The organism is Streptomyces sp. CA2R106 (assembly GCF_037034245.1).
In the GTDB taxonomy this organism is placed as follows: domain Bacteria; phylum Actinomycetota; class Actinomycetes; order Streptomycetales; family Streptomycetaceae; genus Actinacidiphila.
In genome coordinates, this window is the sequence record NZ_JBAGKC010000002.1 from 503,753 (window position 1) to 521,354 (window position 17,602).

At 74.3% G+C, this 17,602-nt stretch carries 13 protein-coding genes and 1 pseudogene; 5 read left to right on the forward strand and 9 right to left on the reverse strand.

Annotated elements, in window-relative coordinates; all coding sequences use genetic code 11:
• Window positions 1-32: 32 nt before the first annotated feature.
• The gene (locus tag WA788_RS05460; RefSeq protein WP_335972158.1) at window positions 33-1,631 is read right to left on the reverse strand and encodes a phage tail sheath family protein; all 1,599 of its coding nucleotides are present in this window, start codon (window positions 1,629-1,631) and stop codon (window positions 33-35) included.
• Window positions 1,632-2,160: 529 nt separating this feature from the next.
• On the opposite strand from WA788_RS05460, the gene WA788_RS05465 reads away from it, so the two are divergent.
• Complete coding sequence (locus WA788_RS05465) at window positions 2,161-3,543, forward strand: COG1470 family protein (RefSeq protein ID WP_335972160.1); 1,383 nt, start codon at window positions 2,161-2,163, stop codon at window positions 3,541-3,543.
• A 61-nt stretch (window positions 3,544-3,604) separates the two neighbouring features.
• On the opposite strand, the gene WA788_RS05470 is transcribed toward WA788_RS05465, so the two are convergent.
• The 4 genes from WA788_RS05470 to WA788_RS05485 form a co-directional block, all read right to left on the reverse strand.
• The gene (locus tag WA788_RS05470) at window positions 3,605-5,803 is read right to left on the reverse strand and encodes an ATP-binding protein (protein ID WP_335972162.1); all 2,199 of its coding nucleotides are present in this window, start codon (window positions 5,801-5,803) and stop codon (window positions 3,605-3,607) included.
• Window positions 5,800-6,483: a DUF4255 domain-containing protein gene (locus WA788_RS05475; protein ID WP_335972164.1), complete on the reverse strand. Its 684-nt coding sequence runs from the start codon at window positions 6,481-6,483 to the stop codon at window positions 5,800-5,802. The genes WA788_RS05470 and WA788_RS05475 overlap by 4 nt, the downstream gene beginning before the upstream one ends.
• Window positions 6,484-6,558: 75 nt before the next feature.
• On the reverse strand, window positions 6,559-7,287 hold the full coding sequence (locus WA788_RS05480) for a response regulator transcription factor (RefSeq protein ID WP_443033978.1): 729 nt from the start codon (window positions 7,285-7,287) through the stop codon (window positions 6,559-6,561).
• Between the two features lie 550 nt (window positions 7,288-7,837).
• Window positions 7,838-8,911 carry an alkene reductase gene (locus WA788_RS05485; protein WP_335972169.1) on the reverse strand — a complete coding sequence of 358 codons (1,074 nt, stop codon included), beginning with the start codon at window positions 8,909-8,911 and terminating at the stop codon, window positions 7,838-7,840.
• A gap of 156 nt (window positions 8,912-9,067) precedes the next feature.
• Between WA788_RS05485 and WA788_RS05490 the strand changes: the two are divergent.
• The 4 genes and pseudogenes from WA788_RS05490 to WA788_RS05505 form a co-directional block, all read left to right on the forward strand.
• Window positions 9,068-9,430, forward strand: a pseudogene (locus WA788_RS05490) (MerR family transcriptional regulator); the annotation flags it as partial.
• A 513-nt stretch (window positions 9,431-9,943) separates the two neighbouring features.
• Window positions 9,944-10,876 carry an RNA polymerase sigma factor SigJ gene (gene sigJ, locus WA788_RS05495; protein WP_335972171.1) on the forward strand — a complete coding sequence of 311 codons (933 nt, stop codon included), beginning with the start codon at window positions 9,944-9,946 and terminating at the stop codon, window positions 10,874-10,876.
• Between the two features lie 193 nt (window positions 10,877-11,069).
• Window positions 11,070-12,344: an MFS transporter gene (locus tag WA788_RS05500; protein WP_335972174.1), complete on the forward strand. Its 1,275-nt coding sequence runs from the start codon at window positions 11,070-11,072 to the stop codon at window positions 12,342-12,344.
• 126 nt (window positions 12,345-12,470) lie between these two features.
• A complete protein-coding gene (locus WA788_RS05505; protein ID WP_335972176.1) occupies window positions 12,471-13,211 on the forward strand; it encodes an N-acetylmuramoyl-L-alanine amidase in 741 nt (246 codons plus the stop codon).
• A gap of 80 nt (window positions 13,212-13,291) precedes the next feature.
• On the opposite strand, the gene WA788_RS05510 is transcribed toward WA788_RS05505, so the two are convergent.
• From WA788_RS05510 to WA788_RS05525, 4 genes are all read right to left on the reverse strand, one after another.
• On the reverse strand, window positions 13,292-13,531 hold the full coding sequence (locus tag WA788_RS05510) for a hypothetical protein (RefSeq protein ID WP_335972178.1): 240 nt from the start codon (window positions 13,529-13,531) through the stop codon (window positions 13,292-13,294).
• 215 nt (window positions 13,532-13,746) lie between these two features.
• Window positions 13,747-15,573 (reverse strand): ABC transporter ATP-binding protein, encoded by a 1,827-nt coding sequence (locus WA788_RS05515; protein ID WP_335972235.1) that lies wholly within the window; start codon window positions 15,571-15,573, stop codon window positions 13,747-13,749.
• Window positions 15,574-15,587: 14 nt separating this feature from the next.
• Window positions 15,588-16,577, reverse strand: coding sequence for an ABC transporter permease (locus tag WA788_RS05520; protein WP_335972180.1), 990 nt, complete (start codon window positions 16,575-16,577; stop codon window positions 15,588-15,590).
• Window positions 16,574-17,557 carry an ABC transporter permease gene (locus tag WA788_RS05525; RefSeq protein ID WP_435135012.1) on the reverse strand — a complete coding sequence of 328 codons (984 nt, stop codon included), beginning with the start codon at window positions 17,555-17,557 and terminating at the stop codon, window positions 16,574-16,576. Before WA788_RS05525 ends, WA788_RS05520 begins: the two co-directional genes overlap by 4 nt.
• Window positions 17,558-17,602 lie beyond the last annotated feature (45 nt).

Sequence of the window (17,602 nt, forward strand, 5' to 3'; positions counted from 1 at the left end):
GCGGTGGTCCGGGCGGTCAGGCCGCCGTCGGATCACTCCTCCAACTCGCCTGCGCCGCTGGAGAACTGGGCCAGCCGGAAGATCACGAACTCGGCCGGCTTCACCGGGGAGACGCCGATCTCGCAGATCACCCGGCCGAGGTCGACCGACTCCGGCGGGTTGGTCTCGGCGTCGCACTTCACGTAGTACGCGTCGTCCGGCTGCCCGCCGAACAGGGCGCCGCCACGCCACTCGGTGACCAGGAAGGCGGAGATGTTGCGCCGGATACGGGCCCACAGTGCCTGGTCGTTGGGCTCGAACACCACCCACTGCGTGCCGTTGAGGATCGACTCCTCGAGGTAGTTGAAGTACCGGCGGATGTTCAGGTAGCGCCAGGCCGGGTCGGAGGACAGGGTACGCGCACCCCAGACCCTGATGCCGCGGCCGGGGAAGGAGCGGATGCAGTTGATGCCCAGCGGGTTGAGCAGGTCCTGCTCGCCGCGGGTGATCTGCAGCTCCAGGTCGACCGCGCCGCGCACGACCTCGTTGGCGGGCGCCTTGTGCACACCGCGCTCGGAGTCGTTGCGGGCCCAGATGCCGGCCACGTGGCCGCTCGGCGGGATCAGCCGGGTCTGGCCGCCGGACGGGTCGAAGACCTTGATCCAGGGGTAGTACAGCGCCGCGTACTTGGAGTCGTAGTTGGACGTCTCCTGGCGCCAGACGCGGATCTCGCGCGCGTTGAGCCCGGGCGGCGGGTCGATGATCGCCAGCCGGTCGCCCATCAGCTCGCAGTGCGCGATCAGACCGAGCTGAACCGCCTTGACGGACTCCAGGTCGATCGCGCCGCGCTGGTAGGCCGCCATCAGGTCGGGGACGGCGACCATCGAGATCTCGTCCACCGCCTCCAGGCCGCCGAAGCCGGTGCGGTCGGCGCTGTCGCCGAGGTACTCCTTGACGTTGGTCGCCTCGGCCGGGGCGACCGGGGCCGCCGGCGCGGCGGCCGGGGCGGCGAGCGCCACGGTCTGGTTCTCCGGGCGGGCCAGCTGCCCGGCCGCGGCGGCCTCCGTGACGACGATGAGCTTGGAGCGCTCCTTCACCTGGGTGACCACGTAGTTGCGGCCGCCGCGCTTGGCGGTCACGTCGAAGGTCTCGACGGTCTTGCCGCCGTCCTTGACCAGCAGCTTGAAGCGTTCGGCCGGGCCCTCGCCGTCGGCGTCGGCGACCTCGACGCTGAGCGCGCCGCCCTCACCGGGCGCGACCGCGGCGACCTTGAAGGTGCCGAGGGCGGCCTCCTCGCCGGCGGTCAGCGCGGCCGGGGCGGTACCGCCGCCGACGGCCGCGGGCTGCTTGGTGTCGGCGTCCACGGCGGAACCCGACACACCGCCGGCCTGGCCGCCCACACGGACGACGTAGGCGGCCGAGCCGCCGTTGTTGAAGAAGCCGTAGACCGAGTGCGCCAGGAAGTAGCCGTCGGTGAACTCACCGAAGGACGCGACGTACTGCGTCCAGTTGGTCACCAGGGTCGGCTCGTTGAGCGGACCGGTGGGCGCCAGGCCGACGAAGGCGGCAACCGATGTGCCCACCCCCTCGATCGGACGGGAGCCGCTGGCCACTTCCTCCACGTAGACGCCCGGCGACAGATACGACGGCATGCGCTGTTCTCCTCGGGGTACGAGAAAAGGGTCGACTCTCACCCTCGCTCGCCAGAGCGCCGGGCGAAACGTCCTGCGGTGCCTTTCCGGGGGCAGTTCCGCTGCCCCCGAAGGGCAGCGCCGGCGCGGCGGTGCCGCCACGTGGTGCTCTCGGCACGCCGTGTGGTGCCCGACTTGTCATGCCGTGTCCCCTGATGGGAGGTGCGGGGCCGGGGTCCGGCGCCGCGCGGAGCGCCCCTCGGGCCGGTGCGCCGTGCCACGGGGACGGGTGGCGCCCGTGGGGCGCATGGGGTCTGCCCTCAAGTCTGCCCCCAAAGACCTTGCCACGGCCGTGAGTTCGTCGTAAGAAGGCGAGCGCGTCCTCGACGCGGGGTTGCCGGACCCGGTCGGGAGCGCCGACGCGGGGCCCAACTCGGGTGCCCCGGGGGCCCGGTGGCCGTATCTTCGGGCAACCGCGCCGCCCGCGCGGACAACCGCGCTGCCTCGCGGGTTGCTGACGGGCAGGGGGCGGACCCCGTAGCGTCGCGGTGTGAGCATCTGGACCTCCCTCGAACCCCCGTCCGCCACGGTCGACGCCGGCAGTTCCACGATCGTGCGGCTGCGGTTGCGCAACACGGGCGACGTGGTGGACGAGTACCGGTTCCTGCCGGTCGGCAACCTCGCCCCGTACATCACGGTCGAGCCGCCGACGCTGCGGCTGTACCCGGGCACCGTGGACACGGTCGAGCTCACCGTCGCGCCGCCGCGCACCCCGGACGCCATCGCCGGGCCGAACCCGTACGGCGTCCAGGTCGTGCCCACCGAGCACCCCGATGCGACCTCGGTGCCCGAGGGCAACATCACCATCACGCCCTTCACCGAGGTGCGCGCGGAGCTGGTGCCGCACACCGTCAAGGGGCGGTTCCGCGGCCGGCCGAAGCTCGCCGTGGACAACCTCGGGAACACCAAGCTGACCGCCTCGATCGTCGGCACCGACAACGGCGACCAGATCACGTACGAGATCCACCCGGCGAACGTCCAGATCGAGCCGGGCCGGGCCGCGTTCGTGAAGGCCACGCTGCGGCCGAGCCGTATCACCTGGTTCGGGCGCAAGGAGAACCGCCCCTTCCGGCTGGCGGTCCAGCGCTCCGGCGCCAACCCGCTCGAGGTCGACGGCACCTACGTCCAGCGCGGGGTGCTGCCGCGGTTCCTGGCGACCTTCCTCGGCCTGCTGATCGGGCTGGTCATCGCCGCGGTCGCACTGTGGTTCGCCTACAAGCCGCCGGTGGCCAGCCTCGCGCAGCCGAAGGTGGAGCAGGCCGCCGCCTCCACGCTGCCCACCCCGCCGCCGACGACCACGCCGCCACCGGTCGTCACCCCGGACCCGACGACACCGCCCCCGACCACCTCGGCGCCCTCGGGCGGCGGCGGCAGCACCCCCAAGAAGAAGGCCAAGCCCGCCACGGCGGCGACCGCGGTGAAGAAGCTCGCCGAGGACGACCCGACCGGCCGGCACATCTGCTACCGCGTCTACGTCAGCGACAAGGGCTGGACCAAGCCGTCCTGCGACGGCGTCACCGCCGGGTCCACCGACGACGACGCCAACGCCATCGAGGCGATCAACATCTCCGTCTCCGGGGTCGGCGGCAGCTCGGCCAACGCCTTCCGCCAGGTCGGCGGTTGGAACAACGTGCCGTGGAAGTCCGGGGACGACAAGGTCGATGTCTACGTCGGCACCACCGGCAAGGGCCTGCTGCTGTCCGGCTACGCGGTCGGCGCCTCCACCGGCGACATCTGCCAGAACACCTACCTGCACGTCGGCGGTTGGGGCGGCAAGTCCTGCAACGACCCGACGAAGACCAACCAGGACTGGATCTTCGGCGGCACCACCGACGCGTCGGGGATGGTCATGGCCATCCGTCTGACCGTCTGACCGTCCGGCTGTCCGCTTGCAAGCCGCGTCGGCCCGCCCCGCCCGGGGCGGGCCGACGCGGCTACCAGGTGGTGTCGTCGGTCAGGACCAGCCGGCCGGCCTTGCGGTACTCGCGCTGGGCGCCCGCGAGGAGGTCGTCGGTGCCGACGGGTTCGCCGCGGCCGGCCGCCGCGTACGCGGCGGTGACCACGGCACTGCGGATCGAGCCGCCCGCCAGCTCGAACTCCTTGGCCACACCGGCCGGTTCGATGTCGTCGGCGCAGGGCACGTGGGAGAGGCTGTGCCGCCACAGCGCGAGGCGCTGCGCGGGGTCGGGGAAGGGGAAGTCGACCACCAGGTCGAGCCGCCGGGTGAAGGCGTCGTCGACGTTGGCCCGCAGGTTGGTGGTCAGCAGCGCGATGCCGTCGAAGGACTCCAGCCGCTGGAGCAGGTAGGCGCTCTCCATGTTGGCGTAGCGGTCGTGCGCGTCCTTCACCTCCGAGCGCTTGCCGAAGATGGAGTCGGCCTCGTCGAAGAGGAGCACCGCGTCGGTCCGGTCGGCCTCGGTGAAGATGCGCTCCAGGTTCTTCTCGGTCTCGCCGACGTACTTGTCGACGATCGAGGAGAGCTGCACCACGTAGAGGTCCAGGCCGAGGTCGGCGGAGACCACCTCGGCCGACAGCGTCTTGCCGGTGCCGGAGTCGCCCGCGAAGAGCGCCAGCACCCCGCGGCCCCGGCCGCCGCCGGCGCTCAGCCGCCAGTCGCCGAGCACCCGGTCGCGGTGGCGGGCCCGCAGCGCGAGCTCGTGCAGCTGCGCCAGCGGGCCTTCGGGGAGCACCAGGTCGTCCCAGTCGACGGCGGGCCTGATCCGGCGGGCGTGCCGCTCCAGCCCGGACGCGGACTGCTGCCGCGCGGCGAGCCGCAGGTGCGCGGGGGTCAGCGGGGTGCCGTCGAAGGCGGCCAGGTCCTGGGCGACCTGGGCGACCCGGCGGATGCGGTCGCCGCCGAGCCGGTAGGGCGCGACGACCGGTGCCAGGTCGAACCCGAGGCCGTTCGCGGCCCCTTCGCCCCCCTCGGCTTCGTCGGCCGGTCCGCCGGCCGCGCCGAGCGCCTCGGTCCAGGTGGCGAGGTCGCCGGCCCGCTGCCGGGGCGCGTCGAGGACGAGCGGGTCGTGTTCCGACCACTGCGGGTCGTACGGGCGGGTGCCGGCCATGACCACATGGACGTCGCCGACCGCCAAAGCGCGGACGAGTGCGGCGGCGGCCGCGGGCTGGACGGGCACCGGCGCCACCAGGATCGCGTGTCCGCGCAGGCGCGCCTCGCGCAGGAGGTGGGGGAGCGCGGCAGTGGCCGCGGCGATCTGGTCGCGCTCGGCGACGGGCCCGCCGCCCTGGTCTCCGGTCGGGTCGGCGTCGGCTCCGCCGCCGCCGGGCAGGGCCGCCGGGGTGTAGTGCAGGGCGGGCAGCCCGGCCGCGCCGAACGCGGCCGCGGCGCAGGCGACGCCCTCGCCCTCGCGGTGCTCGCGCAGGTAGACGGTGGCCGGTCCGGCCGCCAGGCGCGCGGCGAGCCGGGCCACCAGCGGGTCGTCCGGCGCGGCGGACGCGGCGGCTGCCGGGGCGAGCGCGGTGACCTGACCGGCGAGCGCGGGGTCCGGGGTGTCGTCGCCGACGAGGTGGGCGGCGACCCGGTCCGGGACCCGCAGCGACCGGCTGAGGAAGGGGCGTTCGGGCTCCTCGACGACCAGCAGCCCGAGCGCGGCCAGCGGCGCCGACGGGTGGAAGCGGGCGCGGCCCTCGGCGTGGTGCGCGGGCACCCCGCACAGGTCGAGGACGAGGCCGACGGTGGCCCGGCGGCGGCTGACGTCGTCGTTGAGGTAGCCGTAGAGCGGTTCGAAGGCGCGGTCGAGGTCGGGGGCGAGCGCGGCGAGCAGGATGCGCGCGTCCAGCCCGGACAGGCCGAGCCGGGCGGCGAGCCGGACCAGCCGGTCCTCCCCGGGCGCCTCGCCGACCGCCTCGTCGGGCGCGGCCTCCGGTCCGGGGCGGGCGTCCTCGGCCGCCGGCCGCAGCAGGTACTGGACCGCCTCGTCGGTGAGGTACAGCCCGCGCAGCGGATCGGCGGCGGTCGGGTCGGTGGCGCTGCGGTGCTCGACGAGCAGCGCGACCCGGTCGCGCAGCGCGCCGAGCCGGTCGATGAGGGCGTCGTCGGGGCCGGGCGCGGTGCCGGGTTCGGTGCCGGGCCCGGTGGCGGCGGTGGCCGCGCCGGCGGCCGTCGCGGTGGTCATTCCGCGCTGTCCCGCCGCACCCCGCGGGCGGCGTCGCGGGCCGCCTGCTTCCGCTCGGCGACGTGGTGCGGCCGGTGGTAGCGCTCGGCGGAGCCCTCGAGGGTTCCGTCGGTGCCGCGCACCCGCACGCCCGCGCCCTCGGTGACCGGCGGCCCGGCGTCGTACTCGGGGAAGGCCGGGAAGGGGGCGGTGACGGTGACGTCCAGGGACGGCTTCAGCTCGCCGCCGAGCGCCGACCAGATCTCGGCGAACGAGCGGGAGTCGGTCTGCTGGCCGGCGACGGTCAGCGGGATGGTCAGGCCGAGCGCGGCCAGCGCGCCGGTCAGCTCCTCGGGCGGCAGCACCTCGCGGGGCAGCAGCGTGGCCAGGACGGCCGACAGCAGGCGGTGTTCGTCCTGCGGCTGCTTGGTCCAGGCGGTGACCAGGTACGACAGCCGGTACCAGCGCGGCGGTTGGCGCCTGCGCACCACGATGCCCTGGTCGTCGTGGACGGCGATGGCGCCCCGCTCACGCCGGTGGATGTCCTCGCGGATGTCGTACAGGTAGACGTCGATGGTCGGCGCGTTGCGCCGGGCGGCCCAGTCCTTGGTCGGCGCCTCGAAGGCGATGTCGACGCCGGTGCCGGCCAGGGCGCCCCCGGTCAGCAGCCCCTTGAGGACTTCGTCCACCTCGTGTATCACGGTCGCGCCCTTCGCTGTGCCCGCTGGTTGGTCAACGCTCGGTGCGGCCGGTCCGGTCGGGCCGGCCGGTGGCCGTCAGATGTAGCCCTCGCGCAGCGCGTACGCCACGGCGTGGGCGCGGTTGCGCAGCCGCAGCCGGGTGGTGAGGCTGTGCATCACGTTCTTGACGGTCCGCTCCGAGTACGACAGCTTGCCCGCGATCTCCCCGGTCTCCATGCCCTCGGCGACCAGCCGCAGCACGTCGACCTCGCGCGGGGTGAGCCCCGACGCCGGATCGCCGGGCAGATGCTTGGCGTTGCGGTGCATGATGCCGACCTGCGTCATCAGCCGGCCGAGCAGGTCGGAGGGCAGGTCGCCGTCGCCGCGCGAGGCGGCCAGCACGGCCTGGAGGATGCGCTGCCCGGTGGCTTCATGCCGCCAGACTATGGCGCCCACCCCGCAGTCGATCACCTGGAGCAGTTCGGCCTCGCGGATCAGGTTGGCGACCAGCACCGCGCGTACGCCGTCGGTGCGCACCAGTTGGCGCAGCCGGGACAGGGTGCTCTCGTCGAGGGCGACGGCGAGCAGCACCGCGACGGTGCCCGGCTGCCGGCTCTCCTCGTCGACCAGCCGGATCTCCGGCCGCTGGCTGAGCTGGCTGGTGACACCGGCCAGCGAGATCGGGTCGGGAGCGTGGACCGTGACGGGAATCCTGGTGGTGGTGCCCGACAGTTCGGGGGGCGTGGTGAGAACCACGGACTCAGTCCTTTCGCCCGCGCGGAGGGTGGAGTTGCGCACTCCTGTGCTTGCTGTTGCCTGCGCCATCATGCTCCGCCATGTAAACCCCTACCAACCCGTGCTCGCCCTCGGCCGCCCCGTGCACACATCCGACATGATCGAGGTGAACCGTTTCAGGGTTCCGCCCCGATGCCGTATCCGGCCAGCCGCTCCGCGGGCGGCCCGGGCCGCGCGGTTGCCCGTTCCACCCGGTGCGGGTTGCCCCTGGGGACCTTCCGGGCCCGTCACTCGGCCGGTCCTGGGCGGCAGTTGGGTCATCCTCCGACCCGGCGGAGGGGCGCCGTGCTGCCCGGATCGGCCCGGCGGCGTGCCCGGTTGGCCGTTCGACAATGGCTGAATCCGATCGGTCGGATGAGGTTTGCGCTCGTGATCGTACGTCCCTGGGGCCGCGTCGAAGTGAGAGCAGAATCACCGTGGCGTGAAGTGCGGGTGATGCGCGCGGTGTTGCCGCGGACGCGCCGGAGCCGCCCCCCGGGCGCCGCGGGCGGCCGCGGAGGGCGGCGGGCGAGGGCCGGGGGACGGCTGCGGGAACGGGGGCCGGGGGCGGGCGGGCCTGCGGCGCTGCCCTTCGAGGGCGTCAGGCGGTGTACCGGTGGGAGGTGTAGGTGAGGTAGCCCTCGTCGCCGCCCTGGTAGTAGGCGGACTCGTCGACCTCGGTGAGCGGCAACCGGGCGCGCAGCCGCTCGACCAGATCGGGGTTGGTGAGGAAGGCGCGGCCGAAACTGATCAGGTCGGCGCCCAGGTCCAGCCAGCGGTCGGCGTCCTTGCGGCCGGTCTGCCGCGGGCCCATCGGCAGCACCGGGTTCATCACGAGCGGCCCGGCCCAGGCCCGGCGCAGCGCGAGCAGCACCTCGTCGTCGGAGGTGGCCTCCAGGTGCACATAGCCCACCCCGACCCGGGCCAGTTCGGTGAGCAACTGCGTGTACAGCTCGGTGACGTCGGTGTCGTGCACACCCCAGAAGTCGGCGCCGGGCGAGAGCCGGATACCGGTCCGGTCGCCGCCGACCGCGTCGACGGTCGCGGCCGCGGCCTCCACCGCGAAGCGGATGCGGTGCGCGACCGGGCCGCCGTACCGGTCAGTGCGCAGGTTGGCGTTGGAGGAGAGGAACTGGGAGATCAAGTACCCGTTCGCGCCATGGAGTTCGACCCCGTCGAAGCCCGCTTCCACCGCGCGGCGGGCCGCTTCGGCGTAGGAACGGGCCTGTTCGGGCACCTCGGCGGTCTCCAGGGCCCGCGGCACCGGCGCGGGCTGCGGGCCGGTCGGGGTGAACACGTCGCCGGCCGCGGCGACGGCCGACGGGCCGACCGGCACCGTGCCGATGGTGTCGGGGTGCGAGACGCGCCCGCCGTGCATGAGCTGCGCGAAGATCCGGCCGCCGTTGGTGTGCACCGCGTCGGTCACCTGCCGCCAGGAGTCCGTCTGCGCGTCGGTGTGCAGGCCGGGCGTGCCCGGGTTGGACTGCCCGACGGCGTTCGGCTGCACGCCCTCGGTCACGATCAGGCCGGCGGTGGCCCGCTGGGCGTAGTAGGCGGCCATCGACGGGGTGGCCAGCCCGCCCGCACCGGCCCGCACCCTGGTCATCGGGGCCATCACCACGCGGTTGGGCAGCGTCAGCGCGCCGAGCCGGTAGCTGCTGAAGAGGGTCGTCACGTCGGGCTCCTTCGGTCCGCGGGCCCGTCCCTCGGGCCCGTGGTCTACGCTAGAACCTCACACTGACGTCAGATGCAAGTTGTTGTTGCGCAGCCCACACGGGCGCGCACCGGGCCCATGGAGAACGCCCATGGAGAACGCGGGAAGGACGGGCGGATGCGGATCGGGGAACTCGCGGCCAAGGCGGGCGTCAGCGTCCGGTCGGTGCGCTACTACGAGGAGCAGGGACTGCTGGTCAGTACCCGCAGCTCAGGCGGCCACCGGCACTACACGGACGCCGACGTCGAACGGGTCGTCTTCATCCAGCGGCTGTACGCCGGCGGGCTGTCCAGCCGCACCATTCTGGAGCTGATGCCCTGTGTCGACGCGCCCAGCGCGGAGAACTCCGACGCCGCCTTGGAGCGGATGGCGCAGGAGCGCGACCGGCTCTCGGCCCACATCGACGAACTCGTGCGCACCCGGGAGTCGCTGGACGAGCTGATCGCCATCGCCCGCGCGTACCGCGAACAGCTCCGCACGCAGGAGCCCGCCGGTCGGCGGGCTCCTGACGGCCTGTCCGATGGTCCGATCGTCCACCTGGAAGTTGCCCGTTATTCCACTGCCGATTGCCCCCGCGTTCCCCAGTGAGGGTGCGGACGGCCTGTCGTACGAGGTGAGGGGCCTCGTCGGCGGCCGGTCACCGGCCGTAGGGACCGAACCGCCCCCAGGCGACGAGCACGCCCAGCAGCAGGACGACGGCGTTCACGGCCACCGCGGCCGGCTCCCGGGGCGACCAGCCACTCCCGGGACTGCGTCGTCTTCGCCAGCCCGGACGCGGCGAACGCGGCGGCGAGCACCGCCTGCACCACCCACAACAACACGCTCATCAAAGGCCCCCCGGTGTGATTCGGCGTGCTTCCGCCCACCCGACGGCGCGGCCCCGCCGCCTGTGAGCCGCCCCCCGGACCTCACACTCCGGGCCGCTGCCGCGTCGTACGGGTGCGCGCGGACGACGCGGGCGGCGGCGGACACGGACAGAAAGGTCGGGGAAGCATGAGCACCGAACCCGGACAGGGCGGCGGCGACGCGGCGCTCGACGAGGCCATGCGCGAGCGGCGGCGGCTCATCGGCGTCGCCTACCGGCTGCTGGGCTCACTCGCGGACGCCGAGGACGTCGTCCAGGAGACGTACGCCCGCTGGTACGCGCTGCCGCCGCGGCAGCAGGACGCGATCGAGAACGTCGGCGCCTGGCTGACGAAGGTCGCCGGCCGGATCTGCCTGGACCAGCTCCGCTCGGCGCGGGCCCGGCGCGAGCGCTACGTCGGCGAGTGGATTCCCGAGCCGGTGCCCGGCAGCGCGGAGCTGATCAGCGGCTGGTCCGGCGGCGCCGAGGTCGACCCCGCCGACCGCGTCACCCTCGACGAGTCGCTGTCCATGGCGTTCCTGGTGCTGCTGGAGGCGATGACCCCGGCCGAGCGGGTGGCGTTCATCCTGCACGACGTGTTCCGCTACCCCTTCCCCGAGGTCGCCGAGATCGTCGGGCGCAGCCCCGCCGCCTGCCGCCAGCTCGCCACGTCCGCCCGCCGCCGGGTCCGCGCGGAGCGCGGCGCCCAGCCGCCGACCGACCGGCACAGCCGGATCGTCCGGGAGTTCAAGCAGGCGTGGGAGGCCCTCGACGTCAACGCCATGATCGGCCTGCTCGACCCGGACGCCACCGCGGTCGGCGACGGCGGCGGCATCGTCTCGGCCCTGCCCCACCCGCTGCACGGCAGCACCCCGATCGCCCGCTACTTCGTCGCCATCGCGCGCCGCGGCGGCGCGGGCGTGCAGATCCTGGAGGAGACCGTCAACGGCCGGCCCGGGCTGGTGCTGCGCCAGGACGGCGCGGCCCTGGCGGTGCTGGCGTTCGACATCGCGGAGGACCGGGTCACCCATGTGTGGGCGGTGCGCAACCCGCACAAGCTCGGGCCGTGGATGGACGACTGAGCCCCGCGGGGTCGACGCCCGCCCGCTGATCCCTGCCCGCTGGTTCCCGCCCGCCGGTTCCCGCCCGGCGCGGCCAGGCCCCCCTGGCCGCGCCGGAAGGTGCTGTTGTTGAATGAGGTACGGGCCGCGCCCGCACCTCGGGCCACGCCCCGGCTTTTCGGACGTACGTCGGCACGAGGGTGGGGATCAGCAGGTGAGCGCGCAGCCGGTGTCGCTGGGCCGCCTGATCCCCGCGGTGTTCCTGCCGGTGCTGGTCTTCGAGACCGGCATGGGCGCGCTCGCCCCCGTCCTCGCGCTCAGCGGCCGCGCACTCGGCGCGGGCGTCGGCGCCGCCGGACTGGTGCTGGCGCTGCTGGGCGTCGGGCAGATCCTCGGCGACGTGCCGGCCGGGGCGCTGGCCGCGCGGCTGGGCGACCGCAAGGCGATGCTGGTCGCCTCGGCCGTCACCTCGGTCACCCTGTGCGGGTGCGCGCTGGCCCGCACCGTCTGGGAGCTCGCGCTCGCGGTCACCGTGACCGGCGCGTCCAACGCCGTGGTCATGCTCGCCCGGCAGTCCTACCTGACCGAGGCGGTGCCCGAGCACCTGCGGGCCCGCGCGCTGTCGACGCTCGGCGGGATGTCGCGGGTGGGCGCCTTCGCCGGGCCGTTCCTGGGCGCGGCCGTGCTCAGCGGCGGCCGCCCGGTGCACGACGTGTACTGGCTGGCGCTGGTGTGCACCGCGATCACCGTCGTCGTCCTGGTCGCGGTGCCCGACGTCGCCGAGCCCGTGGTGCGCGGCGGCGCGAAGCCCGTACCGGTCCGGGCGGTGCTGCGCGAGCACCGGAAGGTCTTCCTCACCCTGGGCCTCGCGGTGCTGCTGGTCGGCTCGGTCCGGGCCACCCGGCAGACGGTGCTGCCGCTGTGGTCGGAGCACCTGGGGCTGAGCGCGTCGTCGACCAGCGTCGTGTTCGGCATCGCCGGGCTGGTCGACACGCTGACCTTCTACCCCTCCGGCCAGGTGATGGACCGCGCCGGCCGGCTGTGGATCGCGGTGCCCTCCATGCTGGTGCTCGGCGCCTCGCAGGCGGTGCTGCCGCTGACCCACACGCTCACCGAGCTGACGGTGGTGGCGATGCTGATCGGCTTCGGCAACGGCATCGGCAGCGGTGTGCTGATGACGCTCGGCGCCGACGTGGCGCCCGCGGCCACCCGCTCGCAGTTCCTCGGGGTGTGGCGGCTGTGCGCGGACTCCGGCAGCGCGGGCGGGCCGCTGGTCGTGTCGGCGGCCGCCTCGCTCGGCAGCCTGGCGGCCGGGATCTCGGTGATGGGCGCGGTGGGCGTCGCGGCGGCGGGGGCGCTGCTGCGGTGGGTGCCGCGGTACTCGGCGTTCGCCACGACCGGGGCGCGGCGGGCGAGCACCGCGGTGGCCGGCGCGCGGGCCCGGCCGGCCGGGGCGGGGGACGCCCCGCAGGACGCGCCGCGCCGCTGAGCCCCTACCCCGTACGGGCGCGGCCGCGGTGAGGCGCGCCGGGCGGGCGGCGCCTTCGGCCCCGGCGTTCACCCGAACGACCTCCTTGGATGTCCGGTGCGGCCGGTTCGGCCGAGGCTGGACGTCATGCGGCTGCACCGGCCCAAGCTGGCGTGGTACCTGCCGGCCCTGGCCCTCCTCATGACCTGCTCGGCGCCGCAGCACCGGGCGAACGGACCCCGGCAGGGCGCTGCCGCGATCCGCCCGGCGTCGCTGCGGCCGGACGTGGTGCTGCGGGCGGCCTGGCACGCGGACGAGAAGGACGTACGGCCCGGGCTGGTCTACGACAAGGCGGTGAAGGCGGTCTTTGTGCACCACACGGACAACCCCAACACGTACGACTGCAAGAAGGACGTGCCGGGGATGCTGCTCGCCCTGGAGCAGCGGCACATCGCGCTGGGCTGGAACGACCTGGGCTACAACTTCGTCGTCGACCGGTGCGGCGGCATCTACGAGGGCCGGGCCGGGAGCGTGGACCGCGACGTGCGCGGCTCGCACACCGAGGGCTTCAACAACGACACCGTCGGGATAGCGGCCCTGGGCAACTTCGGCGCCGGGCAGCAGGTGCCGCGCCCGATGCTGGAGGCGATAGCCGAGATAGCCGCCTGGAAGCTCGACCCGGGGATCAGCCCGCTGGGCAAGGTGCGGCTGGTCTCCAGCAACAACGCGAGCCGGTACCCGAAGGGCACCGCCGCCGAGGTGAACACGATCTCCGGGCACCGCGACGTCTACCAGACCGACTGCCCGGGCCAGGCCCTCTACGACGCCCTGCCCTGGGTCCGCGCGGAGGCGGCCCGGCTCCGCGCGAACGCCGCACGCTACGGCTGACGTTCCGGGGTGCGGGCGATGGGGCCCGCACCCCGCCGGCGCGGGTTGGGTGCCGGTTCAGTGCCGGATCAGCTCAGGGGTCAGTGCATCCAGAGCAGGTAGAGGCCGTTGGTGCCGTACTCGCAGATGTAGACCGGGCCGTGGACGGGTGCGTCGGCCTGGGCCTGCGCGACGCAGCTGTCGTACGTCGGGAAGTAGCCGAGGAACATGAAGCCGCTGCCGGGCGGCGGGGACGCCTGCGCCGCCGTGGTGGCGATGCCGAGACCGAGGATCGCGGTGGCCGCGACGGTGGCCGCGCGGGCCAGGACCTTCGAGCGCATGGGGATCACAACTCCTTCGCGGGCAGGCGGAATCGCCTGCCATGGGGCCAGAGGTGTGGTGCGGGGGTGCGGCGCGCGCGGAACCAAGCCTGCCGGGCGCCCCCCGCTGTTATCAATAGGTCCAGACCAATTGGTGGGCGTGGGGCGAGTGGATACCCCCTGGTCGCCCGGGGCCCGCCGTGACCAGGGCACGCGTGGTGCCCCGGTGACGGGGACTACGGGTGGGACGGCTCCGCGCGGCGGCGCGCGGTGCGGCGGGCGTGGGACTCGGCGGGGTCGAGGACGGGGACGGCGGCCAGCAGGCGCCTTGTGTACGGGTCGCGCGGGTCGGCGTAGACCTCGTCGGCCGAGCCCTCCTCGACGACCCGGCCCGACTGCATGACGGCGACCCGGTCGCTGACCTGGCGGACCACCGCGAGGTCGTGGGCGACGAAGACCAGCGCAAGCCCCAGGTCCCGCTGGAGCTCGCCGAGCAGGGCGACGACCTGGGCCTGGGTGCTGACGTCCAGGGCGGAGACGGGCTCGTCGCAGACGACCAGCCGCGGCTGGGGTGCCAACGCGCGGGCGATACCGACGCGTTGGCGCTGGCCGCCGCTGAACTCGTGCGGGTAGCGGTGGTACCAGGACGCTTCGAGGCCGACCCGCTCCAGCAACTCGCCCACTCGGGAGGTGATCTGGCGATCGGTCAGGTCACCGGCCGCCCGCAGCGGGTCGGCGATGGACTCGCCGATGCTGCGCCGCGGGTTCAGCGAAGAGACCGGGTCCTGGAAGACCATCTGCAACTCACGGCGCAGCGGCCGCAGTTGGCGGTCGCCGAGCCGGGCGATGTCCTTGCCGCAGTAGCGGACCTCGCCCTGGGTGGGGTCGAGCAGCCGCACCAGCATCCGGCCGAGCGTGGTCTTGCCGCTGCCGCTCTCCCCGACGACGCCCAGCGTCTCACCGGCGTGCACCACCAGGTCCACGCCGTCCACCGCCGCGAACCGGCCCTGGCCGCGCCCGAACTCCTTGCGCAGCCCGACCGCTTCGAGCAGCACCTCGCCGGACGAGCCGCCGCCGGCCGCCGGGGCGGGCGCGGGTGCGGGCTCGGACCGGGGCACGGGCACGGGCTCGGACGGGGACTCGGGCGCGGGCTCTCCCGCTTCCTTCGCCGTCCCCTGCCCCGCTTCCTTAGCCGTCTCCTCCTCCGGCGGAGCCGCCGCCGGCTCGATCCGGGGCACCGCGGCCAGCAGCGCCCGGGTGTAGGCGTGTTCCGGCCGCGCCAGCACCTCGGCGATCGCACCGGACTCCACGGCGGCGCCGTGCTGGAGGACCAGCAGCCGGTCCACCGTGCCCGCGGCCACCCCGAGGTCGTGGGTGACCATCAGCAGCGCCAGGCCCGACTCGGTCCGCAGTTCGTGCAGCAGGTCGAGCACCTGCGCCTGCACGGTGACGTCGAGCGCGGTGGTCGGCTCGTCGGCGACGATCAGCCGCGGTTCGCAGGCCAGCGCCATGGCGATCAGGGTCCGCTGCCGCATGCCGCCGCTGAACTCGTGCGGCCGGGACCGGGCCCGGCGGGCCGCGGTGGGGATGCCGACCCGGTCCAGCACCTCGACCGCCCGGGCCCGGGCGGCGGCGCGGGAGACCCGGCGGTGCACCCGGTAGACCTCGGCGATCTGGTCGCCGACGGCGAGGTAGGGGTCGAGCGCGCTCAGCGGGTCCTGGAAGACGACCGCCGCGACGCCGCCGCGCAGTCGCCGCAGCTCGGCCTCGGGCGCGGTGAGCACATCGGTGCCGGCCACCCGTACCGTGCCGCTCACCTCGGCGCCGGTGCCGCGGTGCAGCCCCAGCAGCGCGTACGCGGTGGCGGACTTGCCCGAGCCGGACTCGCCGACCAGGCCCAGCGCCTCGCCGGGCCGCAGCGTGAAGCCGATCCCGTCGACGGCCCGTACCGTCCCGGTCTCGGTGGGGAAGTCGATGCGCAGGTCCGCGACCTCGACCAGCGGCTCGCCGGCCGGTCCGGCCGCGCCGGCGCCGGGCGCGGCCGCGGACTTGGTGACGGACAGCGGAGTGTCGGCGGTCACGCCAGCACCACCCTTCGGTCGGCGAGGGCGTACAGCACGTCGGCGACCGCGTTCGCGACCACCACCGCCAGGCCCATCACCAGGACGATCCCCACCACCACGGGCAGGTCCTTCAACTGCACGGACTGCACCAGCTGCTGGCCGATCCCGGGGACGCCGAAGAGCGTCTCGGTGAGCAGCGCGCCGCCGAACATCGTGCCCAGGTCCAGCGCGGACAGCGCGATCACCGAGGCGAGCGCCCCGCGCAGCGCGTGCCGCCGGACGAGCGCGCCCTCGGACACGCCGTATGCGCGGAAGGTCCTGATGTGGTCCTCCGCCAGCGTCTCCAGCAGCGAACTGCGGGTCAGCCGGGCGTACTTGGCGGCCTCCACCAGGGCGAGCGCCAGCCACGGCAGCAGCAGGTTCCACGCCCACTGCTCGGGGTCGGAGGTGAGCGGCACATACGTCGGGTACGGCAGCCAGCGCAGCCACGAGCAGCAGACCAGGAGCAGCAGGATGCCGGTGATGAACACCGGGGTGGCGGTGCCGACCAGCGTGAAGCCGGTCAGCAGCCGCTCGACGAGGGTGCCGCGGCGCAGCGCCGAGACCAGGCCGGTGCCGACCCCGATCACCAGCCACATCACCATGGCGCCGAGCGCCAGCGACGCGGTCGCGGGCAGCTTCTCGGCGATGACATGGGTGACGAGGTCGCCGGTGCGGTAGGACTGGCCCAGGCAGGGCGCCGGGCAGTGCACCGTACCGTTGCCGGAGCTGTAGTCGTGCCCGGCGAAGACGCCTTGCAGGAAGTGCCAGAACTGCACGTACACCGCGTCGTTCAGGCCCATCTGGTCGCGGACCTGGGCGACCTGCGCGGTGGAGCAGCGCGGGCCGCAGGCGAGTTGGGCGGCGTCGCCCGGGGCGAGGTAGAAGACGGCGTAGAGCACGGCGGCCAGCACCAGCAGCACGGCGGCCGCCTGGAGCAGGCGCCGCCCGGCGAAGCGGATCACGACGCGGCCCCCTTGCGGGTGCCGATCCGCAGCCGGCTGCGCGAGCGCGGGTCGAGCGCCACCCGGATGCCCTCGGCGAACACCGTGAAGGCGAGCACCGTGACGAGCAGCAGCAGCGCGGGCAGCAGGACGTACGCGGAGTCGGCCTGGTACCAGGTCGCGGCGGAGGAGAGCATCTGGCCCCAGGACGCGGTGGGCGGGTTGACGCCGATGCCGAGGAAGGACAGGCCCGCCTCGGAGACGATGTTGCTCGGCAGCAGGATCGCCGCGTAGGTGAGCACCGGCGCGACCAGCGCGGGCAGCAGTTCGCGGCGGGCGGTGCGCCAGCCGCTGGAGCCGGCCAGCCGGGACGCGGCGACGTAGTCCAGGGACTTCTGGGTGAGCACCTGCGCGCGGACGATCTTGGCCACCCCGCCCCAGGCGAGCAGGCCGAGCACCAGGGCCAGCAGCACCGGCCGCGGGAAGCTGCCGGGGACCACCGCGAGCAGTGCGATGGAGAAGACCAGCGCGGGCATCGTGACGAAGATGTCGGTGATCCGGCTCAGCAGCCCGTCGACGGCCCGGCTGCCCAGGCCCGCGGCCAGCCCGAAGGCGGTGCCGAGGACGACCTGGAGCAGCGTGGCGCCGAACGCCACCGCCAGCGAGGTGCGGGCGCCGTAGACGAGCCGGGCGAACAGGTCGCGGCCGGTGCCGGGTTCGACGCCGAGCCAGTGGGTGCCGCTGACGCCGCCGAAGTGGCCGAGCGGGACCGCGCCGGCCCTGGAGTCCAGCAGCGCCGCGTGGTAGCTGGTGGTGTCCTGGCCCTCGGCCGCGGCCAGCAGCGGGGCGGCGATGGCCACCACGATCAGCAGCACCACGACGGCGCCGCCGGCCAGGGCGGCGCGCTCGGTGCGCAGCCGGTGCCAGAACTGCCGTCCGCCGGGTGCCGGCCCGCCGCCCACCGGGCCGTCCGGCAGCGCCTCGCCGAGCAGCGGCGGCACGGCCTTCGCCGTACCGCCGCCGACGGCGGCAGGGTGTTCGGTGCT

Bases quoted from the DNA above. Each gene is read 5' to 3' on its own strand.
- WA788_RS05460 (WP_335972158.1), bottom strand. From the start codon at position 1,631: ATGCCGTCGTATCTGTCGCCGGGCGTCTACGTGGAGGAAGTGGCCAGC.
- WA788_RS05470 (WP_335972162.1), bottom strand. From the start codon at position 5,803: ATGACCACCGCGACGGCCGCCGGCGCGGCCACCGCCGCCACCGGGCCC.
- WA788_RS05480 (WP_443033978.1), bottom strand. From the start codon at position 7,287: ATGGCGCAGGCAACAGCAAGCACAGGAGTGCGCAACTCCACCCTCCGC.
- sigJ (WP_335972171.1), top strand. From the start codon at position 9,944: ATGAGCACCGAACCCGGACAGGGCGGCGGCGACGCGGCGCTCGACGAG.
- WA788_RS05505 (WP_335972176.1), top strand. From the start codon at position 12,471: ATGCGGCTGCACCGGCCCAAGCTGGCGTGGTACCTGCCGGCCCTGGCC.
- WA788_RS05510 (WP_335972178.1), bottom strand. From the start codon at position 13,531: ATGCGCTCGAAGGTCCTGGCCCGCGCGGCCACCGTCGCGGCCACCGCG.